Genomic DNA, 18,336 nt, shown 5'->3' with positions numbered 1-18,336 from the left:
CAGGACACTCCCTATGGCCCGCGCCGGTGCGGGCGGCGCCGGCGGCCTGCGTCGAAGAGGTTCACGGCGAGCGCGGCCGTGATCAGGCCGCCCGCCAGCAGCAAGCCGTGCGGCACCACCGCCCCGGTGACCACGGCGGACAGGGCCAGCAGCATGACCAGCCAGGCCCGGCCGCGCCGGTACTCGCGGGGCCGCCGCGGACGCCCCGTGCCCAGGCCGCGGGCGAAGCGGGGGTCGTCGTGCCACAGGGCGGCTTCGAGGTCGGCGATCTTCTCGTCGTCCGATTCGGTCATGGTTTCCGCCTCCTTTCCGTGGTCAGGCGAGGGCGAAGTAGCGGAGCCACACGTAGAGGCCGGCCAGGGCCGTCGTGACGGCGGTGACGACCAGGCCGTAGCGGCTGAACTGCCAGAAGGAGATGTGGTGTCCGGCCCGGTCGGCGATGCCCACCGTGACGACGTTCGCGGAGGAGGCGATGATCGTGGCGTTGCCCGCCAGGTCGGCGCCGAGGGCGAAGGACCACCACAGCACCTGGGCCTGCCCGTTCCCTCCGGAGGCGGCGACGATCTCGGAGACGACCGGCCCGGTCGAGGCGACGAAGGGGATGTTGTCGATCACCGCGGACGGCACGATCGACCCGTAGAGCAGGGCCATTGACGCGCCGAGCAGACTGCCGTCCAGCGCCCGGGCCGCGGCCTGCCCCAGGTCGGTGAGGATCCCCGTCCGCACCATGGCGCCGACCATGACGAACAGGCCGGCGAAGAACGCCAGGGTTTCCCACTCGACGTCGGCCGCGACCCGGCGCGCGTCGATGCGCGAGACGGCGAGCAGGACGAGGCCGCCGGAGATCGCCACCACCGAGGGCTCCAGGTGCAAGGTGGTGTGCAGGACGAAGCCGGCCATCACGATCACGACGACGACGCCGCTGACGGCCAGGAGGCGTGCGTCGGTGATGGCGTCCCGCTCGCGCATCGCCATGACGCGCGCGGCCCGCTCGGGGTCGTAGGAGAACGCGCCGCGGAACATCCACCGGGCCAGCACCGCGAACACCACGACCAGCACGGTGGTGACGGGCGCCATGTGGAGCAGGAAGTCGTTGAAGGAGAGCCCGGCGCGGGACCCGATCATGATGTTGGGCGGGTCGCCGATGAGGGTGGCGGCGCCGCCGATGTTGCAGGCCATCACCTCGGCGATCAGGTACGGCGCCACGGGCAGGGCCAGGCGACGGCACACCTCGATGGTGACCGGGGCGATCAGCAGGACGGTGGTGACGTTGTCCAGCCACGCCGACAGCAGGGCGGTGGCGAAGATCAGCAGCACCATGAGCCGGTACGGGCGGCCGCGCGACCTCTTGGCCGTCCAGATCGCGACGAACTCGAACAGTCCGGTGCGCTTCAGCACGGAGACGATCAGCATCATGCCCAGCAGCAGGAAGATGACGTTCCAGTCGATCCCGGCCGCATCGGAGAAGAACGCGTGCTCCGCGCTCGTCGCCCCGATCAGCAGCATGACGACCGCACCGCCCAGCGCCGCGGTGACCCGGCCGACCTTCTCGGTGGCGATCAGTACGTAGACGGCCGCGAACACCGCCACGGCCGCCCAGGCGGAGCCGCTCACGGCGGGCCCGGCCAGGTGGGGGTGGGGGCGGCGAGAGGAATTCGCGGGGTAGGCGGCAGGTTCGTCATCGGCGCTGGCTCCGTTCGTGCCGTGGCCCGGAGCACCCGCCCCGCCCGACCGGATCCGCGCCTCACACGCCGATGCCGCAACCAGGGCTCAGGGTGCTCCTCCACCCCACCCTCTCCCTCGGCACCACCCGCCCACATCGGGGCCGGCACCCATCTTCCGCCCGCCCGCCGGCTTTTCCATCCCCGTACCGTCTTGGGTAAGCCACGGGCAGCCCTTTAGGTTTTCATTATCCAACCCACCCTGACCTTGCGATTCCTTTGCCTTGGCTTGCCCCCTCCTTTGCAGTAGGGGTTCCTAGGGGATGTGACCGGTAGCGGCCGGAACTAGCGTCGGGGCCGACAAGCGCACCCCTCGGGCGTCGAGGCCGGCGTACGTGCCGGAACGGGGCCCCCGGCGGGGCGGAGCCGTACCGGCCTACGCATCGAGCCCCCCGGGAAGCGCCGCGACTACGAGGAGCATCGACATGTGCGGCATCGCCGGCTGGATCGCCTACGACCGGGATCTCACCCAGGAGACCACCACCCTGGACCGCATGGTCCGGACACTGACCGGGCGGGGCCCCGACGCCGGAGGCCGGTGGATCGACGGGCCCGCCGCCCTCGGCCACCGCAGGCTCGCCGTGATCGACCTGGCCGGAGGCGTCCAGCCGATGCGGGCCACCACCCCCGACGGCCCGGTCGTGCTGACCTACAGCGGCGAGGTGTACAACTTCGCCGAACTGCGGACGGAGCTGCGCGGAAGGGGCCATCACTTCCGCACGTCCAGTGACACCGAAGTCGTCCTCAACGCCTACCTGGAGTGGGGTGAGGCGATGGCGCCCCGGCTCAACGGCATGTACGCCTTCGCCGTCTGGGACGCCCGCACCCGCAAACTGGTCCTGATCCGGGACCGGATGGGCGTCAAGCCGCTCTTCTACCACCCCACCGCCGACGGCGTGCTGTTCGCCTCCGAACCCAAGGCGATCTTCGCCAACCCGCTGGCCGAGCCGGTGGTCAGCGCCCGCGGCCTGCGCGAGTTCGTCGCCTTCAACCGGCCGCCCGGCGAAACCATCTGGGACGGCGTGGCCGAGGTCGTCCCCGGCACCGTGGTCACCGTCGACCAGGCCGGCATCCGCAGCCACACCTATTGGCGGCTGGAGAGCCACGAGCACCCCGACGACCTCGACACCACCGTCGAGCGGGTCCGCGACCTCCTCGACGACACCGTCGGCCGCCAACTCGTCGCCGACGTACCCACCTGCGTGCTGCTCTCCGGCGGCCTCGACTCCAGTGCCGTCACCGGACTCGCCGCCCGCCGCCGCGCCGCCGAAGGCCTGCCGCTGCACACCTTCGCCGTGGACTTCACCGGCGAGTCCGCCGGCTTCGTACCCACCGGTGTGCACGGCACCCGCGACGCCGACTTCGCCGGCGCGATGGCCCGCCACGCCGGCACCGAGCACACCGACATCGTGCTCGGCCCCGACTCCGTCGCCGACCCCGGGATACGCCGCCAGGTCGTCATCGCCCGGGACAGCCCGGCCGGCCTCGGCGACATGGACGTCTCCCTCTACCTGCTGTTCAAGGCGATCCGCGAACGGTCCACCGTCGCCCTGTCCGGCGAGGCCGCCGACGAGGTCTTCGGCGGCTACGGCTGGCTGCACGACCCTGTCGTCCAGGCGGGGGACACCTTCCCCTGGATCACCGCGGGCATGATCGGCGCGACCCCCAACACCCAGCCCGTGGAGATGTACGACCTCGACACGCTGATCGCGCTCAACCCGCTGGAGACCGTCGCCGAGAACTACGCGACCGCCCTCGCGGAGGTCGGAAGCGTCGGCTCGGAGAGCCCGCACGAGCAGCGCATGCGCGTCATGTCGTACCTGCACCTGACCCGCTTCCTGCGGATGATGCTCGACCGCAAGGACCGCATGAGCATGGCCGTGGGCCTGGAGGTCCGCGTGCCCTTCTGCGACCACCGGCTCGTGGAGTACGTCTACAACACGCCCTGGACGATGAAGACGTACGACGGCCGCGAGAAGAGCCTGCTGCGCGGCGCGACCAGGAGCCTGCTGCCGCGGTCCGTGGCCGAGCGGACCAAGAGCCCCTACCCGGTCATCCAGGACTGGCGCTACGCCGAGGCGCTCCAGAACAGCGCCAAGGACCTGCTGGGCGAGGACGGACCCGTCTTCCAGATCGTCAGCAAGGGCTGGCTGGCCGAAACCGTGACCGCCGCGCCCGAGAGCCTGACCCCGGCCGCCCGCAACGGCCTGGAGCGTGCCCTGGACACCGCGATCTGGCTGGACGTCTACCGGCCCGAGGTCCGGATGTAGCCGGACGGCTCCGCCTGCCAGCCGGCCTGTCAGCCCGTTCGGGCAGTGTCTACGCCGTGTCCAGGTCGGCGTGCAGCAGGTGGTGGTCCGAGTAGGGGGTCGGACTCACACGGTGCCCGAGCGCGACGACGCCCCGCAGGAAGACGTAGTCGAACTTGCTCCGCCAGTCGGTGGTCGGCTGGCAGCCGCCGGTGCCCGAGGGGCCGCACCGGGGGTCCGCGTCCGTGGCCAGGGCCCACATCACGGCGAGTTCGGGGGTGTCCGGCACGGCGTTGAAGTCACCGAGGACGATCGCGCGGTCGTGCCGGGCGACGTCCTTGGCGAGTACGCCGGTCTGCTCCGCCCGGACCGCCTCCTGGCGCCGTTGGGCGAGGTGTGTGTTGAAGACCCGGACGGGTCGGCCGTCCACCATGGTGGTGACGGCCATGTACCCGCGGTCCTCGGATCCGCCGTCGGGGTATTCCGTGTGGGCGACGTCCGTCATCGGTGCTGCTGAAAGCACCGCCTGGCCGAAGCCCCCCGGACTCCACGGCATTCCCCCGCAGCGGCCCCAATTCTGCAGCACCATCCCGTACTCGACGTGGTAGACCAGCCCGTACAGGGCCTCCAGATGGTCCCGGATCCTCTCGACGTCCCGGACGCAGGCTTCCTGCATGCCGATGACCTGGGGCGCGTACGTGGCGATCTCCGCCGCCCGGTCGACGTTGCTCTCCCCACAGGGGTTGCAGAGGTTCCACGTCATGACCCGGTTCGGTACGACGTCCCCGGCGGCTCCGGCGGGCAGCGCCTTGGCGAAGAGGGCGCTGCTCGGCGCACCGGGGCCGACGAGCGCCACGCAGGCCACGACCAAGGCGCCCCCGAGCATTCGCGTGGCCCTACCGAGCACCGTCGCCTCCTCACAGCGGATGCCCACGGCATCTGACGTCTCCACGGACGAGTTTATGGGACGGATCTTTCGCCACCGCACGCCCTGTAGCGGATCTCGATCCGCTCGCCTGACGGGCATAGCGTTCACCTTCATCCAATGCAACGGGAGGGGGTTTCGTGTTGCGTTAGTTTTCGATCCAGTGCAACGATTTATGGTCTCTGAGCTGCTGATACATCGCTCGATCGCAATATGTGCGTTGCTCGATCCGTGAATGCAACGTAGCGTTTCCATCGTAAGAAACGGTGGATCGGTCGAAGGGGTGGGGACCATGGAGGCAACAGCGCAGAGCCGGCGGCAGGCCGCACCCGGTGCCGTCACCGCCTTCGCCCGCTTCGTGCTGTGCGGCGGGGGAGTGGGGGTGGCCTCCAGCTTCGCGGTGGTGGCCCTCGCCTCCTGGATGCCCTGGGTGTTGGCGAACGCCCTGATCACCGTGGCCTCCACGCTCCTCGCCACGGAGCTGCACGCCCGCTTCACCTTCGGTGCCGGGCGGCGTGCGACCTGGCGCCAGCACGCGCAGTCGGCCGGGTCCGCGGCAGCCGCGTACGCCGTGACCTGCGTCGCGGTACTCGTTCTGCAGCAGCTGGTGGCATCGCCCACTGCCCTGCTGGAGCAGGCCGTCTACCTGTCGGCTTCAGCCCTCGCCGGTGTCGCCCGCTTCGGGGTTCTGCGCCTGGTGGTCTTCGCGCGCAACCGCTCCCAGGACGTCCCGGCCGCAGTGCGCGCCGCCCGTCCCGTCCCCGCGACGCTGCCCCGCGCCGGAGCACCGGCGGCCCCGGCCGAACTCTGCCGCGCCGCCTGACGGGGACCCGGACGGCCGCGCGCCCGAGGGAGGGGGCCGGACGCGCCCTCGCCCCGGCAGAACTCGGTGAGTCTGCCGGGGCGAGCCGGACCGCGGTGGTTCCCGTGTGGTCGTCAGGTCGTGGATCCCGCCCCCGGCGACCGTACGACGGCACAGGACGTCGCGGTCAGGAGGGGCCCGGGTCAGCGGACCTCGGTGACCCGGTGCTCCTTGCGCGCGCCACAGTTGGAGTTGTACACCTGCACGTGCACGTTGCTGATGCCCCCGCCCCAGTCGACGCAGTGGCCCTTGCCGTACACGTAGGCCGGGCCGGCGTACGACGTGTACCGGCCGAAGTCCTCGCCCCGCTCCCAGGTGTCGGTGACTTCGATCCAGAGGGCCATGTCCACGGCGGCACCCGGGTTGTTGCGGATGGTCGCGACGCAGTTCTTGCCGTTCGAGGCGTTGTACGTCAGGTAGACGGTGCCCAGCGAGCCGATGGCGGCCTGGTTCACGGTCTTGTAGGCGCTTCCGCAGACCTTCTGCGGCGTGGTGTTGGGCGCGGCGGTGGCGGGCGCCGCGAGCGCGGTCGTGGCCCCCAGCGCCAGGGCGGCGAACGCGGTGGTGGTGAGAACGGAACGGGTGAGTTTCATATTTCCCCCTGCTGGTCATGGGAGTTGGTCACTTCTGCGTGATGTGACACACATGACGGCGGAACGGTTCCGCGTCGTCGGCAAAAGATGTGACCGCGCCACCTCACTACCCGGCCGGCCGGCCGACGGACGGCCAACGCGCTCCATTCGTCCGCCACCACGCCGCCCGCGCCCGTGAACGGGAAGGCGCCCTCACCGCCCCTCGGCCGCGACCGCGCCGACGTGGCGGCGGGTCGGCACCCGGCATGTTCCTGAGCGCTGTCCGGACCAGTGCTCAGACCATGCCGGGTTGCCGCCCTGGGCCCGAGATCGATCGTCACAGGAGGCCAGACCCCAGTCAATCCTCGGATTTCATTGCCCTGACCCAAGCTGTAGCTTGGGTCGGTGACTCTTGACGATCTTCGATTCTTCGTTGCGGTGTGCAAGGCCGGGTCGCTCAGCGCGGTGGCGCGCGAGGTGTCGTGTACGCAGTCGGCCGTCAGCCAGCACGTCAAACGCCTCGAGCGCGAACTGGGCCTCAGCCTCCTGGAGCGCCACCCCCGGGGAATCGTGCCCACTCAGGCAGGGCACCTGCTGCGCGTGGCCGTCGAGGACGGCCTCGGCGGCATCGACCGCGCCCTGCGGCAGATCGAAGACCTCGTACGAGGCCACGGCGGCTCCGTCCGGATCACCACCGGGGCCACGACGGTCCGCCACTTCATGTCCGATGCCATCGTCGACTTCCGGAGCCGCTACCCACAGGTCAGTCTGGAGTTCGAGACCGAGAACTCCAGCCGCGGCTGCTTCGACGCGCTCGCCGCCGGCGGTCTCGATCTCGCCTGGATCACCATCGGACCGTCCGTGCGGGGCATCGAGCAGCGCCCCGTGATCGAACTGCCCTGGGTACTGGCCGTCAACGCCGAACACCCCCTGGCCGCAAGGCCGTTCATCGAGCCGGCGGACCTGGAGGGCATCCGGGTCGTAGGACTCCCCGAGAACTCGACCTCCCGGGCCCACCTCGACAACTGGCTGCGGGAGTCGGGGGTCCAGCCGGTCTTCGACACCAGCGTCACCGACTGGGACACGGCGATCCTCCTGGCCGAACTGGGCCTCGGCTGCGCGATCGTCCCCGCTCTCCCCGGCTGGCGCGGCCCCCGTCACACGGGCCTGCGCCTCGTCCCCATCCCCGCCCTCCCCGAACTCGGCGCGGGATGGGCCGTCCGGCGCTGGGACGCGCTGTCCCCGCTGGCCCGTACCTTCGCCGACACCGTCGCCCACAACTGCGCGACCGCTCACACCCGTCCCCGGCAGGAACGGCCGGCACCATGACCCCGACCGGGGCCGGATGCGTGACGCGGGGGCTTCCCGTAGCCGGCCTCTCCGCGACAGCGGAGGGCGACCGGGGCCGCTCCCGGGCCCGCCTGGTCGAGTTCCGGGCGCCACAAGGTCGTTGACGGGCGTGCGCTTGTCCTGGCGTCGGGGCCGGCCCGAGCCTGGATGGAGCCCGGCGGAAAGGCCGGTTCCGCTCGCTTGCCGCCCACCGGAATCCGGTCCGGCGAGGAGCGGACCCACCGCAAGCCGAGTACGCCCGTACGACCCCGTGCCCACGACGACGTCCCAGGGAGACCCATGCGCATCAGGCGCCGGATCGCAGCCACCACCGCAGCGGTGGCCATCATGACGGCCGGACTCACGGCCGTGACCACATCGCAAGCGGCGGCCGTCGGGAGCTGCTCGAAGAGGAACGTCACGGGCAGCGGCGGCCACGCCGGAGCCTACATCGCCTGTAAGGGGAGCGGCCGCTTCCAGGCGTACATCACCTGCGAGCGCACCGACAACGGCCTCGACTACACCCACTACGCGGCGTGGCGCACCGCACCCGGCACCGCGGCGGTGTGGTGCGACCTCGGGGCCCGCGTGACCGGCTGGGGCAAGATCGTCGGCTGAGGAACCGCGCCCCGGCACCGGACCCTCGTGCCCCCGCGCGCCACCCCGCCGAGGAGAGTTGCGACTTCGCCGCGCTCCTCGGCGGGCCGTCCGACGTCAGGAGGCCGGGATCCTCCCGACCGGCGGCCCGGTCTTGACAACTGCTCATGTACCTGACAGCAGTGGCACTGCACACTCCCACCGGCCGCACCACGAAGGGAGCGATCAGCGCATGGTCAAGCCTGAGAGCGCGGGATCCGACTACGACGTCGTCATCAGCGGAGCCGGTCTCGCCGGCAGCGCCGCGGCGATCCTGCTCGCTCGACGGGGCGTCCGCGTCGCACTGCTGGAACGCCGCTCGGACCCGGAAGCGTACAAGGTGCTGTGCACGCACTCCCTCACGGCCTGCGCCTACCCGGTGCTGGACGAACTCGGTCTCGTCCCCGCGCTGGAGAAGGCGGGAGCCGTCCGCAACGAGGCGCGCTGGTACACCCGTTGGGGATGGATCGAGCCGAGGGCGGCGCCGACGGGCCCCGAGCTGCCGTACGCGTACAACATTCGGCGCAGCGTCCTCGATCCGCTGATCAGGTCTCGCGCGGCGGACACCCAAGGCGTCGACCTGCTCCTCGGTCATCAGGTGACCGGGGTGGTCCGGGAAGCCGGGCGGACCGTGGGGGTGCGCGCGTCGACACCGCAGGGCGAGCGCGAGATCCGGGCCCGCCTGGTGGTCGGTGCCGACGGCAAGGACTCGGCCGTGGCGAAGCTCGCCGGGGTGCCCGCCCGCCTGCACGAGAACGCGCGGTTCGGCTATCTCGCGCACTTCCGGAACCTTCCGCTGCACGGCGGGATCGGCCAGACCTGGTTCCTGGAGCCGGACATGGCGTACGCGTTCCCCAACGACGACGGGGTGACGGTCATCGCGGTGCTCCCGGACAAGAAGCGATTGCCGGCCTTCCGGGAAGACCTGGAGGGCAGCTTCCTCGCCTACGTCCGCGCCCTGCCCGAAGCGCCGCCCATCGACTCCGCCGAACGCGTCACGAAGATCATCGGTGCGGTCAACTACCCGCTCCTCAGCCGCCGGCCGACCGCACCGGGCGTCGCGCTCGTCGGCGACGCCGCCCTGACCGGCGACCCCCTGTGGGGGGTGGGATGCGGGTGGGCCCTGCAGTCCGCGCAATGGCTGGCCGAGGCGGTCGCCCCGGCCGCGACCGGTCGGGGAGACCTCGACAGGTCGCTCGCGGTGTACGCGCGCAGGCACCGGCGCCGGCTACGCGGTCACCAGTACCTGGGAGCCGACTTCGCCAAGGCCCGTCCCTTCAATCCCGTGGAGCGGCTGGTGTTCTCGGCGGCGGCGCGCGACGAGGAGGTGGCGCGGCACATGTACCTGTTCGCGTCCCGCCTGATCGGGCCGCTGCGCTTCTTGAACCCCGTGGCCCTGGCCAAGGCGTCGGCCGTCAACATCAGGCACCGCCGGGCGGCCGTGGCCCCCGTACGCCGGGCCAGGTGACGGAATCCTGGTGCATACCGGCCAGTAAGCGGGCGGAACGGTTGCGGATTTGATAGTTCTGGCCTGAGCCGGTCGAACCGTTGCCGGCGGGAGAGGGTGAGGGCCGTGTTCGAGGTCGACCGTCCGCGGGTTGTCGTCTGCCCGCACTGCAGGGCCACGGACCAGGACGGGGCGGCCAGGACGCTGTCGGCCGCCGGCGGGGTGCTGTCGGTGACCTGGCACGCCCGCGGCTGTCCGCACCTGGCCGCCGACCTGATCCTCGCCTCGGTGCCCGGCCGCTGACCGCGGCCGGCCACCGGTTCGGTCGAAGGTGCGCGGCCTCGGGACGGATGCTGCAATGGAGACGGGGGTGTGCCGGCCCTTGGCCGCATCGCCGGGCCGCCGATCCGCCGAGTGCGAGGAGTGGTCATGAGCGACGACGTCGAAGACATGGGTCCCGTCGACTTCCTGGTCGTCGAGTTTCCCGGAAACCGCATGACGGGTGAGGCGTTTCCCCTGCTGGTCGACTTGGTGGACCGGGGCATCGTCCGCATCCTCGACCTCCGGTTCATCGCGAAGGACCTCGACGGCAGTGTCATCGCCCTCGAGATCGCGCAACTGGCGGAGGAAGACGGGGACGCGGCGAACCTGGCCGTCTTCGACGGAGTCTCGTCCGGGTTGCTCGGCCAGGACGACCTCGACGAAGCGGCGCACGCACTGGAGCCCGGCAACGGGGCCGCGGTGCTCGTGTACGAGAACGTGTGGGCGGCTCCCTTCGCCCGTGCGCTGCGGCGCAGTGGCGCGCAGATGGTCGCCGGCGGCCGGATTCCCGTCCAGGCCCTGCTGGCTTCCCTCGAAGCCGAGGATGCCTGAGCCCCTGAGCAGAGGAAGCCTGAGCGGGACCGCGAAGCTGAGCGCCGGGGAAGCCCCGGCGCTCAGCTTCGCGGTCGTCGCCCGCGTCCGCATCCGTCAGTCGCCCGCGGTCGGGACCGTCAGGAGCTGAGGATCTTGCGCTTCTGCTCCGCGAACTCGTCCTCGCTCAGGATCCCCTGCTCTTTGAGGGCGCCGAGTTCCTTGAGCTGGTCGATGCGGCTGCTCATGTCGTCGGCCGGCGGGGCGGGCGGCGGCGCGGGCGGCGCCGGCGCGGCGGGGGCCGCGTTCTGCTGAGGGGCCGGAGCCTCCTGTTCGGCCCACCGCCCGGCCTGGCGTCGCGAAACCCGGTTGGAGACGGCCGTTGCCGTACCGGCCACCACTGCGGTGCGTGCTATTCCTCGAAGGAGACCAGGCATGTCGCTCTCTCCCTTGGTCGGGGCCGGTCCGGGGCATCCGGTATCCGGTCCTCCACTTCCTTCCAGCATGGCACCGACAAGGGCTTCGCGCTGAGGCGGGCACGTCGCGGCCGGGGGTACTTGCTCAGGGACAGCGCGACACCGGGTCGTCGTGAACGAGGGCGCAGACCATCTGTTCGCCCCGCCGGTCGTCCGGGTAGGTCCTGACCAGTTCGGCCTTGAAGTCGTTCCACTGGCGCGTGGTCTCGGCGGTGGCTCCGGAAACGGCGCGGTTGAAGTTGTCGCCCGTCTTCGAGCGGAGGGATGCGGCAGTGTCCTTGTTCAGGGCGCGGTTGTGGGTGACGCGGCCGGCGCAGTCCTCGGACTTGACCCCGGTGGAATCGAAGTCGGGGTAACAGCCGGTCGTGAGGTCCACGGGCATGCGGGCGCGCGCGTCCCGGGTCCAGTCGGCGTCCTTCATGGTGCTGTACCGGCGGATGTCGAGGAAGGGCGCGACGTCGGCCCGCGCCAGTCCGGGAGGGTTGGAGAGGCCGACCGCACCGGGGGCGGCTCGGTCGGACCAGTTCGAGTGGGAGTAGAAGTCCTGGACCGAGTGCCAGCCGCGGCCCAGCTGTTCCAGGACGTCGCACTTGGCGCGGCCGGAAGCCTTCTCCCAGGTGCAGGGGGACGAGAGGTCGCTCTGGTCGGCCCGCACCTTGCCGTGCGCGTCGACGAGGCCGTCCGCCGCCCGGATCGCGTTGCGGAAGCGGGCGACGGAGGAACGGATGCAGGCGAGGAGCTCGGTGGTGGCCTCGTCCCGGCTGCGGGGATAGTCCTGGACGTGACGCGGCGCGAGGTAGTCGGCGTTGTCGCAGTGCAGCGGGCCGAGGAGGAAGTACCCGCCGTGGTCATCGGCATTGATCGCGCCGTCGCGCGCACCGGCCATCGCGGACAGCGTGGCCGGCTCCCAGGGCAGGGCCGCCCGCGTGACGGTCTCGTGGTTGCCGCCGGTGAAAGCGAGCGCGGGGGCGGGCGGCACGGCCGCCAGGGCGATCACGACGGCAGCCGGGAACACCACTCGCACAGAGCGGGGCAGCACGCGGTACGACATGCGACGCTCCCGTCCTACGAGGGCGCGGAACCGGAGTGAGCCGGCGCCCCGGTGACAGTCGAGCTTCCGACGGTACGGCCGTCCTCCCACCAGCCTAACGAACGGAGGGTGCGGGTGCCGGGGGCCCGGCGGGCGCCCCCCGGGCACGCCCGTCGCCGGGCGGTGTCGTGGAAGGGGCCGTCGGGATCCGCTGGGTGAAGAACATGGCGATGAGGGCGGCGAAGGCGAGGATGGCCAGTGCGGCGCGCAGACCGTCGAGTCTCGCGGCGCTGTTCGCGTCGATCGCGGCAGAGGTGACTTCCGGGCTCGTGCCCGCCTCGTCGAGGGCGGTCTTGAGCTGGGCGTCCGACATGAACGGCACGCCGCTTTCGAGCGTGACGGTCGCCTCGCTCTTGACCTGGGCCGGAACCGCCGGGTTCTGCTCGATGCTGGTGAGGAAGGAAGCGCTGAGCGCCGCGATCAGGATCGAGCCGGCGAGTGCCGTTCCGATCGACGCGCCGAGGTTGGTGACGGCGTTCTGGATGCCGCCGACCTCGGAGCTCTGCTCGTCGGGCACGGCGGAGACGGTGACGGCCCCGAGCTGGGAGGCCAGTGCTCCCATGCCGAGTCCGATCAGCAGGAGCGGGACGGTGACGATCTCGGCGCCCGCATCCGCGTCCAGTGCGGCGAGCAGGGCCACCGCGCCGACGAGCAGCGCGAGGACCCCCAGTCGCACCACGCGGCGGGGCGAGACGTTCGGGAGGAAGCGCGGGATCAGGATCGCGGCGGCGAGCAGGGTCAGGGACAGCGGCAGGATGTGCGCGCCGGTCTCGAGCGCGGACAGGCCCAGGGCGACCGACAGGTAGAGCGGTACGACGAAGAAGACGCCCATCTGTACGAGGTACTGGAAGAAGAACATCGTCAGGCCGCCGGTGAGCTGCCGGTTGCGCAGCAGGGCCGGGTTCACCAGGGGCTCCCGCTGCCGCTCGACGAGGCGGGCCTCCCAGTGCAGGAAGAGCCACATCAGGAGCAGGCCCGCCAGCATCAGCCAGACGACCAGGGAGATCCCGAGCCAGGCGGGCGCCCCGGGCTTCGGCAGGAACCAGCCCCATTCGCTCGAGCGGAGGACGCCGTAGACGAAGGATCCGAGCCCGAGGGCGGACAGTACGGCGCCGACGAGGTCGATCCGCCGACGCTCGCCGACCGGGGCGTCGGCGGTGCGGCGGGCGAGGAGCAGGATGCCGAGCACGATGACGACCTCGCCGGCGAAGACCCAGCGCCAGGAGAAGTACGTCGTGGCGACGCCCCCGACGAGCGGCCCGACCGCGATCGCCGCGGCTCCCGAGGCGGCTACGAGTCCGTACGCGGACGGCCGGCGCTCCGGCGGGAAGTTGCCGGCGACCAGTGCGACGATCGCGGGCAGGATCAGCGCGGCCCCGATCCCTTCGAGGAACGACCAGCCCAGCAGGAGTACGGAGAGGTTGGGGGCCAGCGCGGTCATCAGCGACCCGCACCCGTAGATCACGCAGCCGGTGAGGAACGCCCGTTTGTGGCCGATGAGCGCGCCGACCTTACCGCCCGGGATCATGAACATCGCCATCACGAGGGTGTACGCCGTGATGGCGCCCTGGATCCCGGTCACGGTGGTGTCGACGTCCTCGGCCACCGTCGCGATCGACACGTTCATGACGGAGCTGTCGAGCGCCATCAGGAACTGTCCGGCGGCGAGCGTCAGCAGTACGACCCCCGCCCGTGCCGGCTTCTCTCGTGTGCCTGCCTCGGGTGCCATGACAGCACGCTCGCAGCGGCCCCGGCCCGCTGCTCATCGACCCGCCGGGGAGGTCAGCTGATTGGCGGCAGCCGCACACGGCCGGGAGGAGCCCTCGTGCGGCGCGGGTCCGTCCGCGTCCGGTACCCGGAGCGCGGTGTTCCCGGTAACCCTTTCGGGCCAGGGGCGTTGGGGTGACGTACCCCCCGGCCGGCCCTACGGGCCCCACGTCGAAGGCCGGGGCGCCCGCCTGCCGCAGAGCCCGTCCGCCACTGTCTGGAGATCCGTGTTCCCCGCTCCCCACCCCGTCCCGCACGAGCCGGCCCCGTCGCGCCGTTGGCACCCGCTGCTCGCTGTTCCCGCCGTGACCGTCGCCACGCTCCTGATGCCCCCGCTCGGCGCGGCGCTCGCCTTCATGGCCCGCTGGGACAAGGCGGGCCGGGCGGTGACCGTGGTCCTGGCCTCGATCTGGTTCCTCGTCCTGGTCGTCGCGGCTTCCGGCCCGAAGGCCGCGCAGGACGACGCGAAACCCGGCGCCCTGCCCGCCGTGACGGCCACCGTCACCGTCACCGCGACGCCGCCCGCACCGCCCGCCTCCGGTCCGGTTCCGTCGGCCACGTCCGCCGCACCGGCCACGCCGGCGCCAGTGGCGTCCGTACCGGTACCGGCGGCCGTCGCCACGCCTGCGCAGGCACCGGCCGTCCCCGCTCCGGCGCAGCCGCAGGTGCCCCAGGCACCGCCGAACCGGACCCGCCCTCCCGCGGCCGACGACGGCAAGGCGAGGACGCTCGTGGACGCGACGGCGGGCGGAGGATCTTCGTCCGGCGGAGGCTCGACCACCGGCGGAGGCTCGTCTGCCGGGGCCGGGGGAGGAGGCCGCGGTGTCTCGTACCGGAACTGCACGGCGGTCCGGGCCGCGGGAGCGGCCCCCATCCGCCGCGGGGACCCCGGCTTCGGAGATCACCTCGACCGGGACGGCGACGGCGTCGCCTGCGAGTGACCGCGGTACCCGCGTGGCGATCACCTGGGAGGGCCGGGAGAATGGAACGGCCGGACGGCGTCGGCGTCGGCGGTATCTGCCGGACGAGGACACGACGGCCGGGGCAAGGCGGGATGTGTGGCCATGGTGCTCGACCTGCTGCTCATCGGCTTGGCCGTGACCCTGTTCCCCTTGCCGATCATGGCGTTCGTACTGGTCGTCTCCGCGCCCCGGGGCGTGCGCAAGGGGCTGGCCTTCATCCTGGCCTGGCTGGCCTGCCTGGTGGCCGTCATCGCGATCGTCCTGCTCCTGACCGGCGGAGAACCGCCGCCGCCCCGCTCCCCGCCCTCCATCGCGGCACTTGCCGCGACCCTGCTCATCGGAGTGGGTCTGATCGGCTACAGCGAGCACAGGCGGCGTCGGCGCCACCGTCCCGCGACAGCCCCGGGCGACCCTGACCGGGAGCGCCCGCAGGCGCCCGGGACCTCGCTGTCGTCACGCATGGACGACGCCACCGGCTGGTCCGCGGCCGCGCTCGCCGTGCTCCTGCAGCCGTGGGGGATGGTCGGCGCCGCCGCTGCCACCGTCGTGCAGGCCGACCTCTCCCACGGCGCGTCCTTCCTGGCCCTCACGGGCTTCTGCGTCCTGGCCACCTCCAGCCTGCTGGCCATGGAGCTGTACGTGGTGTTCGCGCCGGAAAGGGCCCAGGTCGCGCTGACCGGCCTGCGCGCATGGCTCGAACGGCACAAGGAACCGGCCGTCGTGGTCACTTGCCTCGCCCTCGGGCTGTGGCTCGTCGCCAGAAGCATCTACCAGCTCACCGGATGAACCCCGGCAGAGGCACTTGAGCGCCGACGGACCGTCGCTTCCGCCTCGCTCCTCGTCCCCGCCGGCGGCGCCCTCCGGATGCTCGTCGCGATCGGCGAAGAAGCGTGCGAGGCCCCGGCCCGCCCGGGCCAGCAGCTCGGCTGAGGGGCGGCCGTAGCCGGGCTGCTCCAGGCCCCGGCGGAAGGGTTCCGGGTTGTCGGTGGACGCGCTCATCAGGGGCCTCCGTGCTCCTCGACGGCGCCCCGTCGGAACGTGACGCCGCGGGTGTTACTCCGCCAGGCCGGGCGCGGGTGTCCCGGGCGTACCGGCTTCGCGGACCCGGTGTGATCACAAGCTGCTGCTGCGCAAGAGGTACCGAAAGGGAGGCCCACGACGCCGGGCCGTCGGCGTGCGGCCCCACCCGCCCGGCGCGGTTCCCAGCGGTCCCGGAAGCCCCTGCGCCCACACCCCGAGGGCGGGCGCAGGGGACCTCACACCCGAGACCGGTCACCGAACCGGGCCGGACACGACGGGTCTGCACTTCCGGCATCGGCCCGGAGGCGCATGGCTGTGACCCGGCGCGGCGGCCGGCACTGCACGGGGCCGGTCCGGGACACGGAGAGAACCGGGGGTGCCGTCCGTCGTGCGGTCCCGGCCCAGCCACGGAGGCCGGGTCGGGAGAGGTGATCACGGGGTCTGGGTGATCGGGGAGGAGATCTTCGCGGCCACGGGGTCCGGGTGGCAGGAAGGTCTGAATGATCACGGGGGCTGGGTGATCACGGACGGCCTGCCGCTGCCCCGGGGTCACTGAAGCGGACCGTGTAGGAGGCACGGACGGACAGTGGTGACGGGGCGGGACCGGCCGGAGCCCATGGTGGCAACATCCGCGACCCTGAAGCGACCCTGGTGCGGCGCATTCACCCGATCGCGCGTGGAGTGACGTTTCCCCTCAGGCGCCGACCTGCGGCGCGCGCCGTGCCGTGCTTCCGGCCGGACCGGGATGGTCCGCGGGGATCGCGGGCGGGACTAGGCTGGAGGCGACCTCGCGGCCGGCGAGTCGGGGCGGGGGAGGTGAGGCGCATGGCGGCTAGTACGGCGATGGCCCGGATCCTCGCCGAACTCCGCCCCGAGGCGGGCAGTACGGACTTCTTCGGCGGTGACCCGGCCCGGTGCGCGGTCGTCCTGGGTTTCGACGGCGTCGCGGTCTCCCTGACCACGGCGCAGGGCTTCAGCGAGCTGGTCTGGTGTTCGCCCGGCGTCAGTGCCGCACTGGAGGACCTGCAGTTCACCCTCGGCCAGGGACCGGCCTGGGACGCCGCCGCGCGCCTGGTCACCGTGACCGAACCCGAACTGCTCTCGGTGGAGCTGGACCAGTGGCCGGTGCTGCTGGCCGAAGCCGTCGCCCTCGGAGTGCGGGCGGTGGTGTGCATCCCCCTACACCTGGGCGGCGCCTGTCTGGGTACGGTGACCTTCCAGCGAGCCACGCCCGGCCCCATGACGGCCTCGGCCCTCCTGGACGCCCGGCTCCTGGCCGCGGCCATGCTCGCCGTCATCCTCGACAAACCCCCCACGGCCCAGGACTCCGCCACGCCGGAAGAACATGCGAACTTCCACCGGGCGGTCGTGCACCAGGCCACCGGGATGATCAGCGTGCAGGCCGGCATCACCCTCGCCCAGGCCCTGCTGCTCCTGCGCGCCTACTCCTACCGGCACTCCCGCCCCGTGGGAGACGTCGCCGCGGACGTGGTGGCCCGACGGGTGCATTTTCGAGAACAACCGGAGCCGGACGCATCTGGCCGAACGAAGGAGTGAAGGCCATGAACCGCGAGACCCGCGTCCTGGAAGTAGTCGTCGAAGCCGTCGACACGATGCTCGACGACTACGACCTCATCGACTTCCTGCAACGCCTGTGCGAACGCTGCGTCGAGCTCCTCGACGTCTCCGCCGCCGGCGTCATGCTCGTCGACCACAGCGACACCCTCCAGCTCATCGCCGCTTCCGACGAGCACACCCGGCTCCTGGAACTGTTCGCCCTCCAGCACGACGAGGGCCCCTGCGTCGAATGCCACCGCACCGGCCACACATGGCTCAACGTCGACCTCAACACCCCGGCGGCCACCGCCGGGTTCCCCGCCTTCGCCGCCCGGGCCCGCGAAGCCGGCTTCGCCACCACCCACGCCCTGCCCATGCGCCTGCGCCACCAGGTCATCGGCGCCCTCAACCTGTTCCACGAGCAGACCCGGACCCTCACCCCGGCCGACGTACGCCTCGCCCAGACCCTCGCCGACGTCGCCACCATCGCCATCCTCCAGCAGCGCACCATCGACCGCCAGACCGTCGAACACCAGCAGCTGGAAGCGGCGCTGACCAGCCGCATCACCATCGAACAGGCCAAGGGCATCCTCGCGGAGCGCTGGCAGACCGATCCCGACACCGCCTTCACCGCCCTGCGCCGCCACGCCCGCGCCCATCGGATCAAACTCTCCGACCTCGCCGTACAGATCGCCGCGGGCACCCTCGACACCGACACCGTCGACCGCGCCTGACCGGCCCCGGTACCCGCCGAGGTCACCCGACCGGTGGCGGGGGCGGTGGCGGAGGAGGGAACGGCGGCGGGGGCGGAACACGTGGTCGGGGCGGAGCCGCCGGTGGCGGCGGCGGGGGTTCCGACGGAGCCCGGCCG

The 18,336-nt window shown here is 71.8% G+C and carries 18 protein-coding genes; 11 read left to right on the top strand and 7 right to left on the bottom strand.

The genetic code is table 11. The features are described 5' to 3' along the window. Positions 1-11: 11 nt before the first annotated feature. Positions 12-293, bottom strand: a complete 282-nt coding sequence (locus tag AC07B0_RS12195; RefSeq protein WP_356883394.1) for a DUF3040 domain-containing protein — start codon at positions 291-293, stop codon at positions 12-14. A 22-nt stretch (positions 294-315) separates the two neighbouring features. Beyond that, positions 316-1,614, bottom strand: coding sequence for an ArsB/NhaD family transporter (locus AC07B0_RS12190; protein WP_356883396.1), 1,299 nt, complete (start codon positions 1,612-1,614; stop codon positions 316-318). A 532-nt stretch (positions 1,615-2,146) separates the two neighbouring features. Between AC07B0_RS12190 and asnB the strand changes: the two genes are divergently transcribed. Beyond that, positions 2,147-3,991: an asparagine synthase (glutamine-hydrolyzing) gene (gene asnB / locus AC07B0_RS12185; protein WP_478897858.1), complete on the top strand. Its 1,845-nt coding sequence runs from the start codon at positions 2,147-2,149 to the stop codon at positions 3,989-3,991. A gap of 49 nt (positions 3,992-4,040) precedes the next feature. Here the strand turns inward: asnB and AC07B0_RS12180 are convergent, their stop codons facing one another. After that, the gene (locus tag AC07B0_RS12180) at positions 4,041-4,922 is read right to left on the bottom strand and encodes an endonuclease/exonuclease/phosphatase family protein (protein WP_469382668.1); all 882 of its coding nucleotides are present in this window, start codon (positions 4,920-4,922) and stop codon (positions 4,041-4,043) included. 265 nt (positions 4,923-5,187) lie between these two features. On the opposite strand from AC07B0_RS12180, the gene AC07B0_RS12175 reads away from it, so the two are divergent. After that, on the top strand, positions 5,188-5,718 hold the full coding sequence (locus AC07B0_RS12175; protein ID WP_478897856.1) for a GtrA family protein: 531 nt from the start codon (positions 5,188-5,190) through the stop codon (positions 5,716-5,718). 182 nt (positions 5,719-5,900) lie between these two features. Here AC07B0_RS12175 and AC07B0_RS12170 read toward each other — a convergent pair whose 3' ends face one another. Then, complete coding sequence (locus AC07B0_RS12170; protein ID WP_356883402.1) at positions 5,901-6,350, bottom strand: spore-associated protein; 450 nt, start codon at positions 6,348-6,350, stop codon at positions 5,901-5,903. A gap of 384 nt (positions 6,351-6,734) precedes the next feature. On the opposite strand from AC07B0_RS12170, the gene AC07B0_RS12165 reads away from it, so the two are divergent. The 5 genes from AC07B0_RS12165 to AC07B0_RS12145 all read left to right on the top strand — a co-directional run bounded on the left by AC07B0_RS12165 (position 6,735) and on the right by AC07B0_RS12145 (position 10,614). Further along, a complete protein-coding gene (locus AC07B0_RS12165) occupies positions 6,735-7,658 on the top strand; it encodes a LysR family transcriptional regulator (RefSeq protein WP_478897854.1) in 924 nt (307 codons plus the stop codon). Positions 7,659-7,958: 300 nt separating this feature from the next. Then, positions 7,959-8,276 (top strand): hypothetical protein, encoded by a 318-nt coding sequence (locus AC07B0_RS12160; RefSeq protein ID WP_478897852.1) that lies wholly within the window; start codon positions 7,959-7,961, stop codon positions 8,274-8,276. Between the two features lie 211 nt (positions 8,277-8,487). Beyond that, positions 8,488-9,762, top strand: a complete 1,275-nt coding sequence (locus AC07B0_RS12155) for an NAD(P)/FAD-dependent oxidoreductase (protein WP_356883408.1) — start codon at positions 8,488-8,490, stop codon at positions 9,760-9,762. 105 nt (positions 9,763-9,867) lie between these two features. Next, positions 9,868-10,044, top strand: a complete 177-nt coding sequence (locus AC07B0_RS12150) for a hypothetical protein (protein ID WP_356883410.1) — start codon at positions 9,868-9,870, stop codon at positions 10,042-10,044. 126 nt (positions 10,045-10,170) lie between these two features. Then, positions 10,171-10,614: a DUF6325 family protein gene (locus AC07B0_RS12145; RefSeq protein ID WP_478897850.1), complete on the top strand. Its 444-nt coding sequence runs from the start codon at positions 10,171-10,173 to the stop codon at positions 10,612-10,614. Between the two features lie 119 nt (positions 10,615-10,733). Here AC07B0_RS12145 and AC07B0_RS12140 read toward each other — a convergent pair whose 3' ends face one another. From AC07B0_RS12140 to AC07B0_RS12130, 3 genes are all read right to left on the bottom strand, one after another. After that, positions 10,734-11,030 carry an SHOCT domain-containing protein gene (locus AC07B0_RS12140; RefSeq protein WP_469382671.1) on the bottom strand — a complete coding sequence of 99 codons (297 nt, stop codon included), beginning with the start codon at positions 11,028-11,030 and terminating at the stop codon, positions 10,734-10,736. Positions 11,031-11,154: 124 nt separating this feature from the next. Then, positions 11,155-12,120, bottom strand: a complete 966-nt coding sequence (locus AC07B0_RS12135) for a hypothetical protein (RefSeq protein WP_478897848.1) — start codon at positions 12,118-12,120, stop codon at positions 11,155-11,157. Between the two features lie 94 nt (positions 12,121-12,214). Beyond that, the gene (locus AC07B0_RS12130) at positions 12,215-13,888 is read right to left on the bottom strand and encodes an MFS transporter (RefSeq protein ID WP_478897846.1); all 1,674 of its coding nucleotides are present in this window, start codon (positions 13,886-13,888) and stop codon (positions 12,215-12,217) included. Positions 13,889-14,231: 343 nt separating this feature from the next. On the opposite strand from AC07B0_RS12130, the gene AC07B0_RS12125 reads away from it, so the two are divergent. The 4 genes from AC07B0_RS12125 (at position 14,232) to AC07B0_RS12110 (ending at position 18,199) form a co-directional block, all read left to right on the top strand. Further along, positions 14,232-14,867, top strand: coding sequence for an excalibur calcium-binding domain-containing protein (locus tag AC07B0_RS12125; protein WP_478897844.1), 636 nt, complete (start codon positions 14,232-14,234; stop codon positions 14,865-14,867). A 123-nt stretch (positions 14,868-14,990) separates the two neighbouring features. Further along, positions 14,991-15,674 (top strand): GAP family protein, encoded by a 684-nt coding sequence (locus AC07B0_RS12120; RefSeq protein ID WP_478897842.1) that lies wholly within the window; start codon positions 14,991-14,993, stop codon positions 15,672-15,674. Between the two features lie 1,059 nt (positions 15,675-16,733). Beyond that, a complete protein-coding gene (locus AC07B0_RS12115; protein WP_356883422.1) occupies positions 16,734-17,465 on the top strand; it encodes an ANTAR domain-containing protein in 732 nt (243 codons plus the stop codon). A gap of 5 nt (positions 17,466-17,470) precedes the next feature. Further along, on the top strand, positions 17,471-18,199 hold the full coding sequence (locus AC07B0_RS12110) for a GAF and ANTAR domain-containing protein (RefSeq protein ID WP_356883424.1): 729 nt from the start codon (positions 17,471-17,473) through the stop codon (positions 18,197-18,199). Positions 18,200-18,336 lie beyond the last annotated feature (137 nt).

The organism is Streptomyces sp. NPDC044704, from assembly GCF_056433525.1.
This window is presented reverse-complemented; position numbering and strand designations above follow the sequence as displayed.

Coding starts and splice junctions, on each gene's coding strand:
- AC07B0_RS12195 (WP_356883394.1), bottom strand. CDS start 293: ATGACCGAATCGGACGACGAGAAGATCGCCGACCTCGAAGCCGCCCTG.
- asnB (WP_478897858.1), top strand. CDS start 2,147: ATGTGCGGCATCGCCGGCTGGATCGCCTACGACCGGGATCTCACCCAG.
- AC07B0_RS12175 (WP_478897856.1), top strand. CDS start 5,188: ATGGAGGCAACAGCGCAGAGCCGGCGGCAGGCCGCACCCGGTGCCGTC.
- AC07B0_RS12170 (WP_356883402.1), bottom strand. CDS start 6,350: ATGAAACTCACCCGTTCCGTTCTCACCACCACCGCGTTCGCCGCCCTG.
- AC07B0_RS12160 (WP_478897852.1), top strand. CDS start 7,959: ATGCGCATCAGGCGCCGGATCGCAGCCACCACCGCAGCGGTGGCCATC.
- AC07B0_RS12155 (WP_356883408.1), top strand. CDS start 8,488: ATGGTCAAGCCTGAGAGCGCGGGATCCGACTACGACGTCGTCATCAGC.
- AC07B0_RS12145 (WP_478897850.1), top strand. CDS start 10,171: ATGAGCGACGACGTCGAAGACATGGGTCCCGTCGACTTCCTGGTCGTC.
- AC07B0_RS12140 (WP_469382671.1), bottom strand. CDS start 11,030: ATGCCTGGTCTCCTTCGAGGAATAGCACGCACCGCAGTGGTGGCCGGT.
- AC07B0_RS12135 (WP_478897848.1), bottom strand. CDS start 12,120: ATGTCGTACCGCGTGCTGCCCCGCTCTGTGCGAGTGGTGTTCCCGGCT.
- AC07B0_RS12130 (WP_478897846.1), bottom strand. CDS start 13,888: ATGGCACCCGAGGCAGGCACACGAGAGAAGCCGGCACGGGCGGGGGTC.
- AC07B0_RS12120 (WP_478897842.1), top strand. CDS start 14,991: ATGGTGCTCGACCTGCTGCTCATCGGCTTGGCCGTGACCCTGTTCCCC.
- AC07B0_RS12115 (WP_356883422.1), top strand. CDS start 16,734: ATGGCGGCTAGTACGGCGATGGCCCGGATCCTCGCCGAACTCCGCCCC.
- AC07B0_RS12110 (WP_356883424.1), top strand. CDS start 17,471: ATGAACCGCGAGACCCGCGTCCTGGAAGTAGTCGTCGAAGCCGTCGAC.